The 16,390-nt window shown below is 59.5% G+C and carries 17 protein-coding genes; 11 read left to right on the top strand and 6 right to left on the bottom strand.

Annotated elements, in window-relative coordinates:
- The first annotated feature begins 36 nt into the window (after positions 1-36).
- The 11 genes from trbB (at position 37) to TZ53_RS25865 (ending at position 10,353) form a co-directional block, all read left to right on the top strand.
- Positions 37-993, top strand: coding sequence for a P-type conjugative transfer ATPase TrbB (gene trbB / locus TZ53_RS02075; protein ID WP_044662796.1), 957 nt, complete (start codon positions 37-39; stop codon positions 991-993).
- Between the two features lie 77 nt (positions 994-1,070).
- On the top strand, positions 1,071-1,337 hold the full coding sequence (locus TZ53_RS02070; protein WP_044662795.1) for a TrbC/VirB2 family protein: 267 nt from the start codon (positions 1,071-1,073) through the stop codon (positions 1,335-1,337).
- On the top strand, positions 1,334-1,594 hold the full coding sequence (locus TZ53_RS02065; protein WP_044660269.1) for a VirB3 family type IV secretion system protein: 261 nt from the start codon (positions 1,334-1,336) through the stop codon (positions 1,592-1,594). The genes TZ53_RS02070 and TZ53_RS02065 overlap by 4 nt, the downstream gene beginning before the upstream one ends.
- Positions 1,588-4,038: a conjugal transfer protein TrbE gene (gene trbE, locus TZ53_RS02060; protein ID WP_044660268.1), complete on the top strand. Its 2,451-nt coding sequence runs from the start codon at positions 1,588-1,590 to the stop codon at positions 4,036-4,038. The genes TZ53_RS02065 and trbE overlap by 7 nt, the downstream gene beginning before the upstream one ends.
- A 1-nt stretch (position 4,039) precedes the next feature.
- Positions 4,040-4,789: a P-type conjugative transfer protein TrbJ gene (gene trbJ / locus TZ53_RS02055; protein WP_044660267.1), complete on the top strand. Its 750-nt coding sequence runs from the start codon at positions 4,040-4,042 to the stop codon at positions 4,787-4,789.
- Positions 4,790-4,915: 126 nt separating this feature from the next.
- Positions 4,916-6,211 (top strand): P-type conjugative transfer protein TrbL, encoded by a 1,296-nt coding sequence (trbL, locus tag TZ53_RS02050; RefSeq protein WP_044660266.1) that lies wholly within the window; start codon positions 4,916-4,918, stop codon positions 6,209-6,211.
- 1 nt (position 6,212) lies between these two features.
- Positions 6,213-6,986 (top strand): conjugal transfer protein TrbF, encoded by a 774-nt coding sequence (trbF, locus tag TZ53_RS02045; protein ID WP_044660265.1) that lies wholly within the window; start codon positions 6,213-6,215, stop codon positions 6,984-6,986.
- Entirely contained in the window at positions 6,983-7,840 is an 858-nt protein-coding gene (trbG, locus tag TZ53_RS02040; RefSeq protein ID WP_044660264.1) for a P-type conjugative transfer protein TrbG, read from the top strand. Before trbF ends, trbG begins: the two co-directional genes overlap by 4 nt.
- Positions 7,837-9,099, top strand: coding sequence for a TrbI/VirB10 family protein (locus tag TZ53_RS02035; RefSeq protein ID WP_044660263.1), 1,263 nt, complete (start codon positions 7,837-7,839; stop codon positions 9,097-9,099). The genes trbG and TZ53_RS02035 overlap by 4 nt, the downstream gene beginning before the upstream one ends.
- Before the next feature lie 9 nt (positions 9,100-9,108).
- Positions 9,109-9,333 (top strand): DUF2274 domain-containing protein, encoded by a 225-nt coding sequence (locus tag TZ53_RS02030; RefSeq protein ID WP_044660262.1) that lies wholly within the window; start codon positions 9,109-9,111, stop codon positions 9,331-9,333.
- Between the two features lie 126 nt (positions 9,334-9,459).
- Entirely contained in the window at positions 9,460-10,353 is an 894-nt protein-coding gene (locus TZ53_RS25865; RefSeq protein WP_084694302.1) for a class I SAM-dependent methyltransferase, read from the top strand.
- 43 nt (positions 10,354-10,396) lie between these two features.
- Here the strand turns inward: TZ53_RS25865 and TZ53_RS25495 are convergent, their stop codons facing one another.
- The 6 genes from TZ53_RS25495 to TZ53_RS02000 are packed head-to-tail and all read right to left on the bottom strand — an operon-like array spanning position 10,397 to position 16,352.
- Positions 10,397-11,473: an FkbM family methyltransferase gene (locus TZ53_RS25495; RefSeq protein ID WP_052628070.1), complete on the bottom strand. Its 1,077-nt coding sequence runs from the start codon at positions 11,471-11,473 to the stop codon at positions 10,397-10,399.
- On the bottom strand, positions 11,457-11,900 hold the full coding sequence (locus TZ53_RS25860) for a GtrA family protein (protein WP_084694301.1): 444 nt from the start codon (positions 11,898-11,900) through the stop codon (positions 11,457-11,459). The genes TZ53_RS25495 and TZ53_RS25860 overlap by 17 nt, the downstream gene beginning before the upstream one ends.
- Positions 11,901-11,903: 3 nt before the next feature.
- Positions 11,904-12,851 (bottom strand): glycosyltransferase family 2 protein, encoded by a 948-nt coding sequence (locus TZ53_RS02015; protein WP_044660260.1) that lies wholly within the window; start codon positions 12,849-12,851, stop codon positions 11,904-11,906.
- On the bottom strand, positions 12,844-13,815 hold the full coding sequence (locus TZ53_RS02010; protein WP_084694300.1) for an NAD-dependent epimerase/dehydratase family protein: 972 nt from the start codon (positions 13,813-13,815) through the stop codon (positions 12,844-12,846). Before TZ53_RS02010 ends, TZ53_RS02015 begins: the two co-directional genes overlap by 8 nt.
- 15 nt (positions 13,816-13,830) lie before the next feature.
- Positions 13,831-14,514: an HAD family hydrolase gene (locus tag TZ53_RS02005; RefSeq protein WP_044660258.1), complete on the bottom strand. Its 684-nt coding sequence runs from the start codon at positions 14,512-14,514 to the stop codon at positions 13,831-13,833.
- Positions 14,514-16,352: a thiamine pyrophosphate-binding protein gene (locus tag TZ53_RS02000; RefSeq protein WP_044660257.1), complete on the bottom strand. Its 1,839-nt coding sequence runs from the start codon at positions 16,350-16,352 to the stop codon at positions 14,514-14,516. The genes TZ53_RS02005 and TZ53_RS02000 overlap by 1 nt, the downstream gene beginning before the upstream one ends.
- Positions 16,353-16,390 lie beyond the last annotated feature (38 nt).

The raw sequence follows: 16,390 nt of genomic DNA, 5'->3' as shown, positions 1-16,390 counted from the left end.
ACGCACGATGAAACGGCAGCCGGACGGCGCAAAGCCATGCTGCACAGCGCGATGGGACCGGCGATCGCTGCGGCGCTTGACGATCCCCGCGTCATCGAGATCATGGTCAATCCCGATGGCGCCCTGCGGCTCGACCTGCTGGGTGAAGGACGTGTCGATACCGATATTGTCCTTGGGCCCGGCGAAGTCGAACGGATCATCCGCCTGGTCGCCTCGCATGTGCGCACGGAGGTTCATGCCGGCGCACCCATATTATCAGCGGAATTGCCGCCGCAGACAGAAGGAAGGACCGGCGAGCGATTTGAAGCCATCCTGCCGCCGATTGCGGCCGGCCCCTGCTTCGCGATCCGCAAGCCGGCGTCCCGGCCCTACAGCATGGACGATTATGTCAGCGATGGCATCATCAGCGATACCGCCGCGGCGCTTCTGCGTCGCGCGGTGCATGAGCGGTGGAACATCCTAGTCGCCGGCGCCACCAGCTCTGGCAAGACGACCCTCGCCAATGCCCTGCTGGGCGAGATCGGGGCCAGCGAGGAACGGCTGATCCTGATCGAAGACACGCGCGAATTGCGAAGCCCCTCGGTCGATACCGTGGCGCTGCGCACGCGGGCGGGCATCGTCACCATGACCGACCTGGTGCGTTCCACGCTCCGGTTGCGGCCCGACCGGATCATTGTCGGCGAGGTGAGGGGACCCGAAGCCCTCGACATGCTCAAGGCCTGGAATACAGGTCACCCCGGCGGGATTGCGACCGTCCACGCCAATGGTTCCGCCGCTGCGCTCGGCCGCATCGAGAGCCTGGTGCAGGAGGCCGTGGCGACGGTTCCGCGCGCCCTTATCGCGGATGCCATCGACCTCATCGTCTTTATGTCCGGGCGCGGCGCGTCGCGGCGCGTCACCAGCCTCGCGCGCGTCGATGGTCTCGACACGCAGGGCGGCTATCGGCTCACCGAACTCCTCGTCCCTCCAACCCCCACAGGATTAGCTTTATGACCAGAATATCATTCCCCCAACCAGCCGTCCTTCACGGCGCCGGGTCCGTCGCCATCCTGCTCGCCGCTGGCCTCGCCATGGCTTCGGCCGCCGCGCATGCCGCCGGCTCCGGCATGCCCTGGGAGCAGCCGCTCGAACAGGTGCTGGAATCGGTGCAGGGACCAGTGGCGAAGATCGTTGCCGTGATCATCATCATCACGACCGGGCTCACGCTTGCCTTTGGTGAGACCTCGGGCGGTTTTCGCCGCCTGATCCAGATCGTCTTCGGCCTTTCCATCGCTTTTGGCGCATCCTCCTTCTTCCTTTCCTTCTTCAGCTTCGGCGGCGGGGCGCTCGTGGCATGAGCGCGATCGAAGGCTTCGAGGTCCCCATCCATGCGAGCCTCGCCTCGCCCATTTTGCTGGGCGGGGCGCCTCGTGGCCTGTCGATCGTCAACGGGACGCTGGCCGCTGCGATCGGCCTTGGCCTTCAGATATGGCTGGTCGGGATCGCGGCATGGGCGATCGGGCACAGCATCGCGGTCATAGCGACCCGCCGCGATCCTGATTTCGCCCCGGTCCTACTTCGCCATCTACGCCAGAAGGGATATTGGGCATGCTGAACCTGTCTGAATATCGCTCCCGCGCCGACCGCATTGCCGACCATCTGCCTTGGGCCGCGCTCGTCGCGCCCGGCGTGGTCCTCAACAAGGATGGCAGTTTCCAGCGCACATTCCGCTTCCGTGGGCCAGACCTTGAGAGCGCGACGGAAGCGGAACTGGTTGCCACCTGCGCGCGCGCGAATAATGTTTTGAAAAGGCTCGGTTCGGGCTGGGCGATTTTCTTCGAGGCCCACCGACGGGAAGCGCAGGGTTATCCCGATGGCGTTTTCGTCGATCCCGCTTCCTGGCTCGTGGATCAGGAACGGCGTGCGCAATTCGCGTCTCACGAGCAGCATTTCGAGAGCGTATATCACGCAACCCTTCTGTGGCTGCCGCCTGCTGACAGCAGCGATGCGGCTGGACGGCATCTTGTCGAGCGCGAAGGGAAGGACAGGCAGCGTGATTGGCGTCAGGCGCTCGGCGGCTTCATGGCCGAGACAGGGCGGATCATCGATCTGTTCAGCACTTTCATGCCTGAAATCCAGCCGCTGGATGATGCCGCAACCCTGACCTTTCTCCATGCGGCCGTGTCGGATCGGGATCATGGCGTGCATGTTCCCGAGACGCCCTTCTATCTCGACGGCCTGCTGGCGGACACGCCGCTTGTGGGCGGTCTCGAACCGCGCCTTGGCGGGCAGCACATCCGTACGCTGACGCTGCTCGCTTTCCCCAATATGAGCAGACCCGGCCTGCTCGACGCCCTCAATCACCAGAATTTCGGCTATCGCTGGGTCACGCGCTACATCGCGCTCGACAAGAGCGATGCCGCCCGCGCGCTGACAAAGCTCCGGCGGCAATGGTTCAACAAGCGCAAATCGGTCGCGGCGCTGCTGCGCGAGGTGATGTACAATCAGCCGGCCCAGCTGCTCGACAGCGACGCAGACAACAAGGTGATCGACGCAGACCTCGCCCTGCAGGCGCTCGGCGGCGATCATGTCGCCTTCGGATATCTGACCACCACGATCACGGTGATGGATCGCGGTGCCGCGGCCGTCGACGCCAAGGTTCGCGCCGTCGAACGGGTCGTGAACGGCCTTGGCTTCACCTGCATCCGCGAAACCGTCAATGCGGTCGAGGCATGGCTGTCGGGCCTGCCGGGGCAGGTCTACGCAAATGTGAGACAGCCGCTGGTGCATAGCCTAAACCTCGCCCATCTGATGCCGCTTTCCGCGGTCTGGGCCGGACCGCATGGCAATCGCCACCTCGCCGGGCCGCCGCTCTTCCAGGCAAAAACCAGCGGATCGACGCCGTTTCGCCTGTCGACCCATGTCGGCGACGTGGGCCATATGATGGTCTTGGGACCAACCGGCGCAGGAAAGTCGGTTCTCCTTTCCTTCATCGCTTTGCAGTTTCGCCGTTATGCCGGTGCCCGTGTCATCATGTTCGACATGGGCCGCTCGGCGCGCGCCGCAGTGCTCGCCATGGGGGGCAGCCACCATGCGCTGGGCGCCGGCAATGGGGAAGGCGATCTGCTTTCCTTCCAGCCATTGCGCGACATCGACAGGGAAAGCGAGCGCAGTTGGGCGGCCGAGTGGCTGGGCGGCATTTTCGCGCAGGAAGGCGTGCTGCTGACCCCCGAGATCAAGGACGCGCTCTGGTCGGCGCTCTCCAGCCTGGCAACGGCCCCGGTCGAACAGCGGACGCTGACCGGCCTGTCGCTTCTTCTCCAGTCCAATGTCCTTCGGCTGGCGCTCGCGCCCTATATGCTGGATGGCAGCCATGGCGGATATCTGGACGCCGCGGAGGAGCGCCTCGCGCAGCGCGATGTCCAATGTTTCGAAACCGAGGCGTTGATGGGGCGCAAGGGGCTGGCCGCTCCGGTCCTCACCTATCTTTTCCATCGGATCGAGCAGCGCTTTGACGGCCGGCCGACGCTGATGATCCTGGACGAGGCCTGGAGCCTGTTTGACGATCCGCTCTTCGCCGCGCGCATCCGGGAATGGCTGAAGACGCTCCGGAAGAAGAATGCGGCGGTGCTGTTCGCGACACAGAGCCTTGCCGATATCAGCGAGAGCAACATCGCGCCTGCCATCATCGAAAGCTGTCCCCAGCGCATCCTGCTTCCCAATGATCGGGCGGTCGAACCGCAATCGCGGGCAGCCTATGAGCGTTTCGGCCTCAATGCGCGCCAGATCGAGCTCATCAGCCGCGCGACGCCCAAGCGCCATTATTATCTCCAGTCCCAACGCGGCAACCGTCTGTTCGAACTGGATCTGGGACCGGTCGCCCTCGCTCTATGCGGTGCGTCTGACCCCGACAGCCAGAGCCGGATCGATGCGATCATCACCGGACATGGTCTCGACGGATTTGCGGGCCACTTCCTGCGCGGCTGCGGCCTCCCGGCAGCAGCGGACGATCTTGAGCTTTTCCCATCCCCTGCTTCCCTCCAGTCCAAGGAGAAATGAGATGAAAGCGCGCATTCCGCTCCGCAAATATCTGGTGGCTTCTGTCCTCGCATTGGGCGGGGCCGGTGCGATGGGCGGTGGTCTGCTCCTCCAGAGCCGGCCCGCTTATGCCATCCCCGTATTCGACAGCGCCAATTATGCGCAGAACCTGCTGACCGCTGCCCGAACGCTCCAGCAGATCAACCAGCAGATCCAGTCGCTCCAGAATGAAGCGTCGATGCTGACCAACATGGCGAAGAATCTGAGCCGCATCAGCTTTCCCGAACTCACCGAGCTGACGAATAAATTGCGCGCCGTCGACCAGTTGATGGCGGCTGCCCAGGGCATCGACTTTCGGATCGACACGCTCGACAGCCAGTTCAAGCGGTTGTTTCCCGACAATTACGACGCTGCGATGCGCAGCGACGAACGCCTGGCATCCGCGCGGGAACGTTTCGACGCTGCCAAGGATGCGTATCAACAGTCCATGCGCCTCCAGTCGCAGGTGGTGGGCAACGTCGCCCAGGACGCTGACGCCATCGAAACGCTTGTAGGGAAAAGCCAGGGCGCCGAGGGCGCATTGCAGGCGGCCCAGGCGACCAACCAGTTGCTGGCATTGGCCACCAAGCAGCAGCTTCAGATCCAAAATATGATGGCCGCGCATTTCCGCGCGCAGGCGGTCGAAGAGGCGCGCCGGATCCAGGCGGAAGCCGATGCGCGGGCGGCGACCAGGCAATTTCTTGGGTCCGGCACCGCCTATAAACGGAATTGAGATGAGGCAGCGCCGGTCCCGCCGCTCCCCCACGGCCGGACGCTGCCTCGTCGCGGAGCCTCGCTCATCAATAGCCCCTCTCGCAGCGGGGCTCCGCGACACCAAAGTCCATGAGGACCGTGTCTCATGAATGATCTCAATGTCATCGACCAATTTCTCGCGGCCTTCATCGCTTATATCGACAGCGGCTTCGGCCTGCTGGGCGGCGATGTGCGGTTCTTGACGGCCACGCTGATTGGCATCGACATGACCCTCGCAGGGCTTTTCTGGGCGATGGGCGGCGAGCATGATGTGATCGGGCGGTTCCTGAAGAAAATCCTCTTCGTTGGCGCCTTTGCCTTCATCATCAACAGCTTCTCCTCTCTTTCCGAAATCATCTTCCGTTCCTTTGCCGCGGCCGGGCTGACGGCGGGTGGGGGCAGCATCTCGGCGGAGGATCTGCTGAAGCCCGGAAGGTTGGCCGGAGCCGGTTTCGAGGCGGCGTGGCCGCTGCTCGATCAGGCGTCCGATCTGATGGGGTTCACCAGCTTTTTCGACAATTTTCTGACGATCGCCATTTTGCTGTTCGCCTGGGTGATCGTCATTCTGGCCTTCTTCATCCTTGCCGTGCAGATGTTCGTCACCGTGATCGAGTTCAAGCTCGTGTCGCTGGCGGGTTTCATTCTCGTTCCCTTCGCGCTCTGGAACCGCACGAGCTTCCTCGCTGAACGCGTGCTGGGTCATGTCGTGAGTTCCGGCATCAAGGTCATGGTGCTGGGCGTGATTGTCGGGATCGGCTCCAGCTTCTTTTCGCAGATGGTAGATGCCCTCAAGGGGCAGGAACCCGACATCGGCGCCGCCATGAGCCTGGTGCTGGCGGCGCTGGCCCTGTTCGGCCTTGGCATCTTTGCGCCTGCCATGGCGTCGGGCCTTGCCGCCGGAGCGCCGCAATTGGGAGCGGGCGCCGCCGTTGGAAGCGTGGCTGGTGCCGCCGGGGTCGCGGTTCTGGGCGGTGCCGCCGCGATCGGTGGCGGCCGAGCGCTTGCCGGTGGCGCACTATCCGCGATCCGGGCCGGCACCATGATGGGGACGGCGGCGCAGGCAGCCTACAAGCTAGGCCAGGAGACTTCCGGCTCGTGGGGCACGGCTGCCGGCCTGAGTGGTGTCGCCACGGCAGCCGGACATGCTGTCCGCAACAAGGCTGCGAGCAGCCTGGGTATCGCCGACGCCGCCGAGCGTGGACGAGAGGCGGCCTGGTCGGCGCTGGGCACGGGCAGTGCAAAATCAGCCGGAGCAAAGCAGGGCGATGTACCGGACTGGGCGCAGGCGATGCAACGTCGGCAGGACGGGCGCCATCACCGTCACCTTGCCGCGCAGACATTGAAGGAAGGTGATCGCGGCGGCGCGTCGGTCACCCCCGATATTCATGAAAAGGACGACTGAGATGATCTTTCGACGAGCAGTCCAGCGTTATGGCCAGACTCCCGCGCCGGAAACGCCGTATCAGCGAGCGGGCCAGCTCTGGGACGAGCGGATCGGAAGCGCGCGCGTGCAGGCGCGGAACTGGCGATTGATGGCTTTCGGTACGTTGGCCTTGTCGAGCGCGATGGCATCAGGCCTGATCTGGCAATCGCTGCAAAGCCGCGTTGTGCCCTATGTCGTAGAGGTGGATCGACTGGGTGAGGCGAGGGCGGTGTCGCAGGCCGAGGCGGATTATCAGCCGACCGATCCGCAAATCGCCTATCAGCTGGCGCGCTTCATAGAGAATGTACGCGGCGTGTCGCTCGATCCTGTGCTGATGCGCCGGAACTGGTTGCAGGCTTATGATTTTGCCAGCGAACGGGGCGCCATTTTCCTGGGGGAATATGCGCGGGCGCGGCAACCCTTCTCCCGGATCGGCGAACAGACGGCTTCGGTGCAGGTGACGAGCGTCCTGCGCGCGTCGAACAGATCCTTTCAGGTGAAATGGACCGAGAGCGAATATGAGCGGGGAAGCCAGGCGGGCTCGTCGCGCTGGACGGCGATATTGACCATCGTCACCAAGGTTCCGCGAACCGCCGATGATCTCCGCCGTAATCCGCTCGGCATCTATGTCGATGCGATTGACTGGAGCCGGGAGATCGAGGGCGACGCCACCCAGCTACGATCGGCCCCGTCCCGGACAGCGGCGGTAACAGCCATTTCCAAGCCATCGGACAGGATGGAGGCGCAGCCATGATCCATAAATCAACCATTTCGTTCGCCATGCTGGCCATGATCGCATCGCCCGCCATCGCCGATCGGGGAAACAGGTCGGCGCAGGCGCAGAATCGCGGCCTGGCAAATGTCGAACTCGCCAATCGCCATGCCACCTTGGGCCCCAAAACAGATGCATTCCTGAATGCGGTACAGATTTACCCTTATTCGGCGGGGACGATCTACAAGCTGATCACCGCGCCCGAACGTATAACGGACATCGCGCTGGAGCAGGGGGAAATGCTCGTCTCCGTTGCAAGCGGTGATACCGTTCGCTGGGTCATAGGCGATACGTCCAGCGGCAACGGAGCGACCAAGCGGACTCATATATTGGTCAAACCCAGCCTGACGGGCCTGTCGACCAACTTGCTCATCACGACCGATCGCCGTGCCTATCACCTGGCGCTGTTCAGCACCGCGCGGACCGCGCTGACGGGCATTTCGTGGAGCTATCCCGAAGATGCCCTGCTGACGCTGCGCCGCGCGAATGACGCGGCCCGTGCCGCCGAACCCATCGCGGCAGGCATTCAGGTCGAGCAGCTGCATTTCAATTATGCAATTTCGGGCGATACCCCGACGTGGCGTCCGCTCCGCGCTTTTGATGACGGCCGGCAGACCTATATCGAGTTTCCAGCGTCGATCGTTGTTGGCGATGCGCCTCCACTCTTTCTCGTCGATGGCAAGGGGGAGGCGCAGCTCGTGAATTATCGGCTCAGGGACCGCTTCTACATCGTCGACCGGATCTTCGACCAGGCTGAACTGCGTTTTGGCACTAGAAAACAGCAGGTTGTGAGGGTCGTACGGACTGGCTCGACTCGCCGACGGAGGGCGTCATGAGCGGATCGGAGGCGCCGACAGAGATCCCGTCGAGCGACGAACGGCTGGGAGAGAGCGCTGCTCACACACCGACGGAAGAAGTCCGGCCAAAGGAAAATCCGGCAGCGCTGCAAATGCGGGCTCAACCGGTAAAAGCGCTGAGATTCAGGCGCAACATTCTGGTGGGCGGTGTCGCCATTTTTTCCATTGGAATAGCGGCCACGATGTGGTGGGCGCTGGCGCCACGCCGACCCATGGCCATCGGCATGTCGATGACTGAGACCGAGGCTTCGCGTCTACCACCGGATCAGCTGGCAGGATTGCCCAAAAGCTATGATACGGTGCCGCAGCTCGGACAGCCATTGCCCGGCGATCTGGGACGCCCGATCCTGAAGCGGCAGCGGGAAGGGGATGATTTGGCTGGTGTACCGCCCGATGACGCTGGTGCAAGAGCTGCGGCTGCCGCGCGCGAAAAAGCCGCTGCCGATCTAGAAGCTGCCCGGCAATCTTCCTTGCTGGCGATCACCGCGCAAAAGGCTGGAGAGGCAGCCAGCGCGGAACTCGCGGCAACGTCGCAGGTTACGCCGGCAGCAAACGTGCCAGAGGCGTCGGCGCCCGATCAGGCTCTCCATCCAAATGGGCAGGCGAGGAAGCAGCGTTTCATGATGTCGTCTCAGGCGGAGGGCGACATCAATTCGCACAGTCTGGAGCCGCCCATGTCGCCGAACATAGTGTCAGCCGGTAGTGTGATTGCCGCAAGCCTGATCACAGGCTTGCGATCCGACCTCCCGGGCCTTGTGACCGCTCAGGTCTCGGAACGTGTTTACGACAGCCCCAGGGGCCGAACCTTGCTCATTCCGCAGGGCGCGCGGCTGATCGGCCGCTACGAGAGCGCCATCAGCTATGGGCAGAAACGCGCCCTGGTCATCTGGCAGCGCATCATCATGCCCGATGGTAGTGCAATCCGGCTGGACAATGCGCCAGCGACCGACACATCCGGCTATGCGGGGCTGGCGGACAAGGTCGATTATCATAGCCTGCGATTGCTGCAGGGTGTGGCGATATCGACCTTGCTGGGTGTTGGCGCCAATCTCTCCATTTCCGGTGAGAGCGATCTGGTGCGGGCTGTCCGCGAGGCGGCCCAGCAGAATGTTTCCAGGGCGGGCGATCAGATCACTTCGCGTAATCTGCAGGTGCAGCCGACGATCATCATTCGTCCGGGAACGCCGGTACGATTGCTGGTCCATCATGATCTCGTCCTGCCGCCATGGAAAGAATAGGAGGAGCACATGGCTGATCTCAAATTGCCGCGCATTCCTGATCGAACGCCGGTCAAGTTCACAATTTCTATTCTGCCTGACCTGCATCAGGCAATTGTCGAATATGCGGTGTTGTACAGCGAGACTTACGGCAAGGAGGAACCCGTCACGGAGTTGATACCGGCGATGTTGGAGGCCTTTCTTGAAGGCGATCGAGTGTTCGCCAAGCGCAGGAATGGGCTTATGTCCGGTTGAAACGCAAAATTGCCGCTAAGTTTCCCCGGTAGGCGAACCGCGCGCTGGCTGATAGCCTGTCAACTTCGCAATATTTCGCTAAGTTCGTTGCTGTATAGCGATAAAGATCGAGTTCGGGGGCTGAAAATGGAATTCAAGAATGAGTTAGCGCGTGCGACATTTGCACCTCAGCGGCTGGCTTCTTTCTGTGTGTGCTGCGGATCAGAAGACTTGGCCGCTTCGCCTGCTATCTTGATGCCTTTCGTTGCCGATCGGGCATTTGGATGGAGGCCTGTTATCATCGACGATAGCTGGGGATTGAAAACGATCCAGAATGGAAATGCCTATTCAATATGTAAGACGCTAAGGTGCCGTAGGTGCGGGCACCTTTTCTGCGACATTAGATTTTCAGACGAAGAGATGAATTCCATCTATTCGGGTTACCGTGAAGAAGCCTATGTGAGTTTGCGAGAATATTACGAGCCTGGCTATCGTGAGCGGAATAATAGATTGTCCCAATCTATTACCTACAAAGGTCATATAGAGGAATTTCTGTCGGCCTTCGTCAAAGATCCGTTGACCATCTTGGACTGGGGCGGTGACACCGGAGCGAACACGCCCTTCGAGAAGCGGCGCGTTAGTTTGGACATATTCGATATAAGCGGCAAGGCGGTCGAGGGAGATGCGAGGGTCGTCACTCGCGAACAGGCGACATCATCAAAATATCGCTTGATAGTTTGTGCACAAATTCTCGAGCATGTTCCCTATCCATCGGATGTCTTGCGCATAGTTCGCGAAGCAATGGATAAAGAATCTGTCCTTTACATCGAGGTTCCTTATGAAGAAGTGATGCGTGCTGACATGGAAAATAAAGAAAATAAAAAACGACACTGGCATGAACATGTGAATTTTTATTCGCAATCATCCATGGATGCTCTGTTGGAAAATTGCGGATTTGACATTTTGAAAAGGAATAAACTTGTAACCGAAGTCGCCGGATCTGAAGTGCATATCCTGCAAGTGGCCGGTCGGCTGGCGTAATTGCTGTTGCCTGTGAATAAATGCGGCGTATCAGGTCGGATGATTAGCTCATTCCATCGTCAGGAAACGCATAAATAACCGTTCCAAAAGTATTGTATTCGTGCACCCTGAGATGAAACTTATATCGCAAGTTCCAAGAATTGATCAGGTCGGCAATCTCATATAGGTGCTCCGGGGCGTGATAAGCGGAAATGAGTAGGTGAGGATTATGCAGTTCGATGATATTCCGCATTCCTTTGAGAGTTTCTACTTCCGCACCTTCAACATCCATTTTGATTAGATTTATTTGCTCTCCATGAAGGATATCATCTATAGCGACGCATTGAATGGTTGTGTCGCCAGCATCGCTTAAGTGGCTGGCCATTGATCCATTGCTCGCGAAGCTCAATTGGCGCGTCGTTGACCAGGTCCCGAGCGGTAGGCAAATCCTTCGATCAACTGGAAAATTGCGCGAAGCCAATATTGCGAAATTGGCGGGATCCGGCTCGAATGCGACGAAACTCGCTATTTCATATCCCGCCTTGAGGAATTTGTGGATGGCAACGCCAGTAAAGGCGCCGCAGTCAATGATCCGCAATGGTTCCGCAAAGCGGGGCAGGCCGATCGGGGTATATTCATCCTCTAGGCTGGGCACGGGGCATTCCGCGATATTCCCGCTCTGGCGATAAGCCAGGATGGCGTCGAAAAGGCTTCGACTGATCTCGTCGGCAAGCAGGTTACGTATGCGCGCAAATTCGCATTGGTGCGCCGCATAGCTGAAGCCTGGATCAAGCCAGTAGCCCGGTCGTGTCCGGGCTTGCGGGGCCAACTCCGGTAAATTTATGGGGGTCAGTATCCGGGCCGCGCCTGCTGCAAGGAGGTTGGCATGCAATAGGTTGATGTCGACATAATGATTGTGGAGTCCGACAAGGACTGTTTTGCCAGTAAGGCGGTCATCGCCAGCGTCCTCGATCGCCAGGATCGGAATGTTCCGGTAGCTCTCCCCACCTTTTCCGCGATCAAGGATGAGTTCGATGTTGATACCCTCGGCTAGCAGATCATCGACGATGGCCTGCCCTACGGTTCCCAGGCCGTAAACGATGAGGCGGTCCGCGTCGCGGGGGCTATCGAAAGGAGGCATGGTCAATATTCTCACTGACTACCGCTGGCCGTGGTAACGGCACTGCATGTGGGCCGGACGCGAATACATATCTCCGCAAAACAAGGAAATTGATGATCGAGGTGATCACCAGCGCCAACAATCCTGCGAGGTAAGGTGAAGGCAAGATGATTGCACAAATTGCAAGGAAAACGAGACCAACAGCATAATTCAGTATGTAAGATATTATGAAACGGAGCTTCGATGCGACCGCATCTTGAAAAACGTGCCGACTATAGGTGAAATAATTGAAGACGACCCCAATAATGTGCCCTATGATCTGGGCAGCATACATGTTTAGGCCTATCGACAGCAGTAGCGCATAAACGCCGTAACCAAACAGCGTGTTAATGACACCGACTTTATAATAACGCCAAACCCTTAGCCCTGATGAAGAAAGTGGCGTCATGCGTCAGTCCTCAGGCGCGAAGTTAACGCGTTCCCGTTCAATCACCAGTGGCATTCCCCGAGTCCGGTCAGAGATCAGGCGAACCTGCACGCCGAGTATGCCTAAGAAGAGGAATAACAGCCCAAATTGAAATTCCAGCAGTGCGGCAAACATCCACATTCTAGGGTTTTGAGCCCAAGCGATCGACCATGCCGCGCCCAGCATGCTGATAATGGTTGCCGCAAAGGCGATAAAGCTGAAATAAAGTGGCGCACGAAGCAGACCCTTTGAGGAATAGGCAAGGGCCGATAGCGCGAAGTCGAGGAGAGCAAAGAAGCCATTTTTCGAACGGCCAGCGGCGCGATCGGGCCGTTTGAACGCCACCGTGTCGATGGTATATCCGGTTTCTACGAGTAACCCGCGAACAAACGGTTCTGGCTCGTTCAGCTCTCCGATAGTGCGGATTACTTTGGCATCATAAATACCAAAGCCCGTGGCATTGGGGATGATCGGATAGTCGCCGAACTTGCGTTGCAGATCATAGGATAATTTGCGCAAACTCGAGTAGAGAGGAGAGGTTTTTTTCGTCTCGCTGACGCCCAGCACAATATCTGTCCCCGCGCGCCAACGTTGAACGAGGTCGGGGATGAGTTCGGGAGGATCCTGAAAATCGGCGGCAATGCCGATAATTCCTCGTCCCCTCGCTTGGAACAGCGCATGTGCTGGGGAACGCAACTGGCCGAAATTGCGCGTGTTGATGATTAGCCGAATGCGTGCGTCACGTGCACACAGGTTCCGGACAATAGCGGCTGTTCCGTCTGTTGAACCATTGTCGATGAAAATGATTTCGAAGCTGTCAGTAAGGGATTCCAATTGCTTGGTCACGGCATTCGCGATCGCCGCAGCATTCTCCTCCTCATTGAGGCAGGGAATGACAACCGAGATTTCAGGCGTTGCGGAGGGGCTAAGCATAGGAATCCTGTGAAGCGCCCGGAGTGGACGCACGTTTCAAAAAGGCCGCCGTTTCATTGATTTGTTCGACGAGCGACACGCGATCTATGCGGTGCTGGTCAAGGAGGCGCCGGTAGTTTCGGTCATCGCCAAGATAGACATCTGCGGGACCGCCGCCTCGGCTGGGGCGTTCGACGGAGCAGTCCATCCGGGACGCAATTGTAGAGGCAAGCTCGCCCAGTTCAATGTCGTCCCCTCCGCTATCGAACCGGAGCACTTCATGCCGCAGCTCGAGTAGCAACGCGAATGCGAGCGACATCAATTCGCGTATCGCAACATAGCCGCGCCGTACATCATGACGGGCCTGGACGATCACCGGTCCTCCCGAAAGAGCGTCGAGGATGAAAGATGACAGCGCGTAGCTTGGCAGCTTGTTGATGTGCGGGCCAGACAGATTGAAAATCCGCGCGATCACCAAGCTTTTGTCCTGACTTTCAGCCCAGGCTGCGAACGCATCTTCATCCTCCCGCTTCAGCATGCCGTACAGCCGCATCGCGGGCTTAGCGAGCATGTCATCTGCAAATTGCGCGGCGCCGGAGGAAGCGATGAACGCTGCGTCCACGCCGATGGGATCAAGAGCATCAAGAACCGACTGCCGGATGGCGCGATTGGCGGCGCAATAATCGGCCTCCTGCATCGTTTCGGCGCGATCTTTCGTAAGAAAGGCGAAATGAAGCAGATATGTCGGCTGGTAGGGGAGGTTGGCGAGATCAGCCAACGGCCGCTGCATGATCAGTTGCGTTTCGGACAGGCGCAGTTCAGCCTGCCGCGATCCGAAACAAAACACCCGCTCCGCAAACGCATCGCCAAGCGCATTTTGTAACAGGTCCAATGTAGCGCGGCCGAGCCATCCACTGGCACCGGTCAGGACAATGCGATGCTCGTTGTGCCGCAAAGCTGCTGCTATGTGGGCGGTGAAGGTCACCTTGGCTCCGCCTTTCTAGGCAACCCCACGCGCGGGATGCAAAGGTTCCCGTTCTTCCTTCAAGAACTGGACAAGATCGGAAAACCGACTGAACTGCTCGCATTGGTCAGCAGCGAACTGATCGGTTGCATAGCCGTAGGTGACAAAGGCGAATCGCACACCTGTCGCCCCGGCCAGTGCATGATCGATCTCGCTGTCGCCGACATAGAGGCATTCCGCTGGCGTTGTGCCCAACCCGGACATGACAAGTTCCATCAAATCGGGCGCCGGCTTGGCCATTCGATCAGGGGAACTGCCGACGATGACGGGAAAATGCGAGGTCAGCTCCAGATCGCCTATGACCTTTTCGCAAAGCTGCTGCGGCTTGTTGGAGCAGATAGCTAGCCTATATCCATGAGCCGTGAGCTGTTTTACGCCCTCAGCGACCCCTTCATACAAGGATTCGAACGGAGTCTTGTACAGCGCGTAGCGCGCGCGAAAATCGACGACCTCTTGCCGGAGGTCACCACATTCCTGGGCGAGTACCCCGCCGACAAGTGCCGGTCCGCCCAGGCTTGCGAATTGCCGGATTTCGGTAAGTCCCACATGGCGGGCGCTGCCACGCTCGCGCAGCATTTCGTTCAGAATTTGCACGAAAACGGGCGCGCTGTCGATGAGCGTGCCGTCGAGGTCAAATATGATGTTCTGTACAGGGCTCATTATTCGGGCACTCGCATGGCTTCGACCAGTTCGTCCCGAGGAAGAAAGGGTGCGAGATCGTGAAGCGGCGCTGTGACCATGCTGCCGTCCTCAAGGCGTCGCGACGAAACCTTCGGAGCGAAATTCTGACCTTTGTCGATAAAGATTTCGCAGATTGCCGCACCGGGCGCCGCAAGGGTGTCAGCGATGGCACGCACCATGTCTTCATGCTCGGACGTTCGCGTGTAGGCAAAGCCGAAGGCCTGCGCCACTTTGCCGAAATCAGGGAAGGTAACCCCTGAATCAGGGCCGCAGCCGACGGAGTGGCCGTCGAAATATGCCTGCTGCGTTTGCCGGATCGAGTGATAGCCGGAATTGTTGTAGAGAAAAATCTTAGCCGGAATGCCTTGGCCGATGATCGTCTGCAACTCCTGCAAATTCTGCATGATGCTTCCGTCGCCGGCGAGGCAGATGACCCGCTTCGCGGTGGGAGGCATCGCATGCCAGGCACCGATTGTCGCGGGCAAATCATAGCCCATCGAGGCGGCGCCTGAATTAGAATAAAGACGCTGACCCCTTTTGAGCTTAGCCGCCTGCACTGTGACGACCGCGGCGGTGGCATCAGCCATTACAATGACTTCGTCCGGCTCAAGCGCTTCGAACAAGCGTTCGGTGAAGCAATAGGGATTTACGACCCCTTGCCTCTGCCAATATTCAGGGAGAACGGCGGGATAGCGCTGCCGTCTTGCCATGGCCCAGTCGACATAGGTGCGATGGGCGGAAGGCGCCTCATATCCGTCAAGCGCCTTGATCATGGCGGGGACGAAGGTCCGCAAATCGGCATGAATGGGCATGTCGATCGATATTGTCGGCTTGAACAGTTCGGGCGCATCGACATCGACCATGATCTTCTTCGCGTCCGGGGCGAAGCCGGCATAGTTGTAGCTGATCTGGCGGATATTGAGACGACAGCCCAGAACCAGCAGCAGATCGCTGCATTGGACAGCGAAGTTGCCGGATCGGTCACCGACGGTTCCGGGGCGTCCGACATAGAGCGGGTGATCGTCAGGAACGAGATCCTGGGCATTCCAGGCTGGAGCGACGGCGATACCCAGTTTGTCGGCCAGTTCAAGGAAGGGTTCATACACGCCAGCGATGCGAATGCCGGTGCCCGGCATCAAGACCGGTCGACGTGCCTCGCGAATGGCGGAAACGACCTGCTGTGCGGCACGATCCAGATCGACGCCCGTTAGCCAGCCATATTCACCAGGAACGGCAAATTTGTGCCCATAGCCTTCTGCCCCGGGATCAAAACCGCGCAGCTGTGCCGGATCAATCAGCGCCGATTGAATATCAATGGGAATATCGAGCCATACCGGCCCGGGGCGACCGCTCTGGGCAAGCCAAAGCGCCTTTTCCAGCAGGTAGCGGATGTCGAGGGGGCTTGAAACCGTGACCGCGAATTTGGTGATGGACTTCACCATGTCGGTGATATCAGCCTCCTGATCGCCCAACTGGCGCACGAGGACCGTGGCGTTATGCCGCAGCGTTTCCCGTTTCACCTGCCCTGACAGCACGATCATAGGAATGGAATCGGTATAGGCACCATGGACGCCGTTCAGCGCATTGATGCCGCCGGGCCCAGTGGTCACATTGATCGCCGCCATCCGCCCAGAAAGGCGAGCATAGCTTTCAGCGGCCATGGCCGCCGCCTGCTCATGATGGCAACAGACATAATGCAACCCTTCGGCGCGACCGAGCGCGTCGTTGAGATGCATGGCGCCGCCCCCGGTCAGCATGAAGACATGGCGCACGCCATGCTCGGCGATGCGACGAGCCACATAATCCGCCAGCCGCATTCGGACACTGGCCGCGTTGCTCGACTCTTGTCGCACTT

Source organism: Sphingobium sp. YBL2 (assembly GCF_000943805.1).
In the GTDB taxonomy this organism is placed as follows: Bacteria; Pseudomonadota; Alphaproteobacteria; order Sphingomonadales; family Sphingomonadaceae; genus Sphingobium; species Sphingobium fuliginis.
The sequence above is the reverse complement of the archived record's forward strand: the minus strand, read 5'-3'. Positions and strand labels throughout refer to the sequence as shown.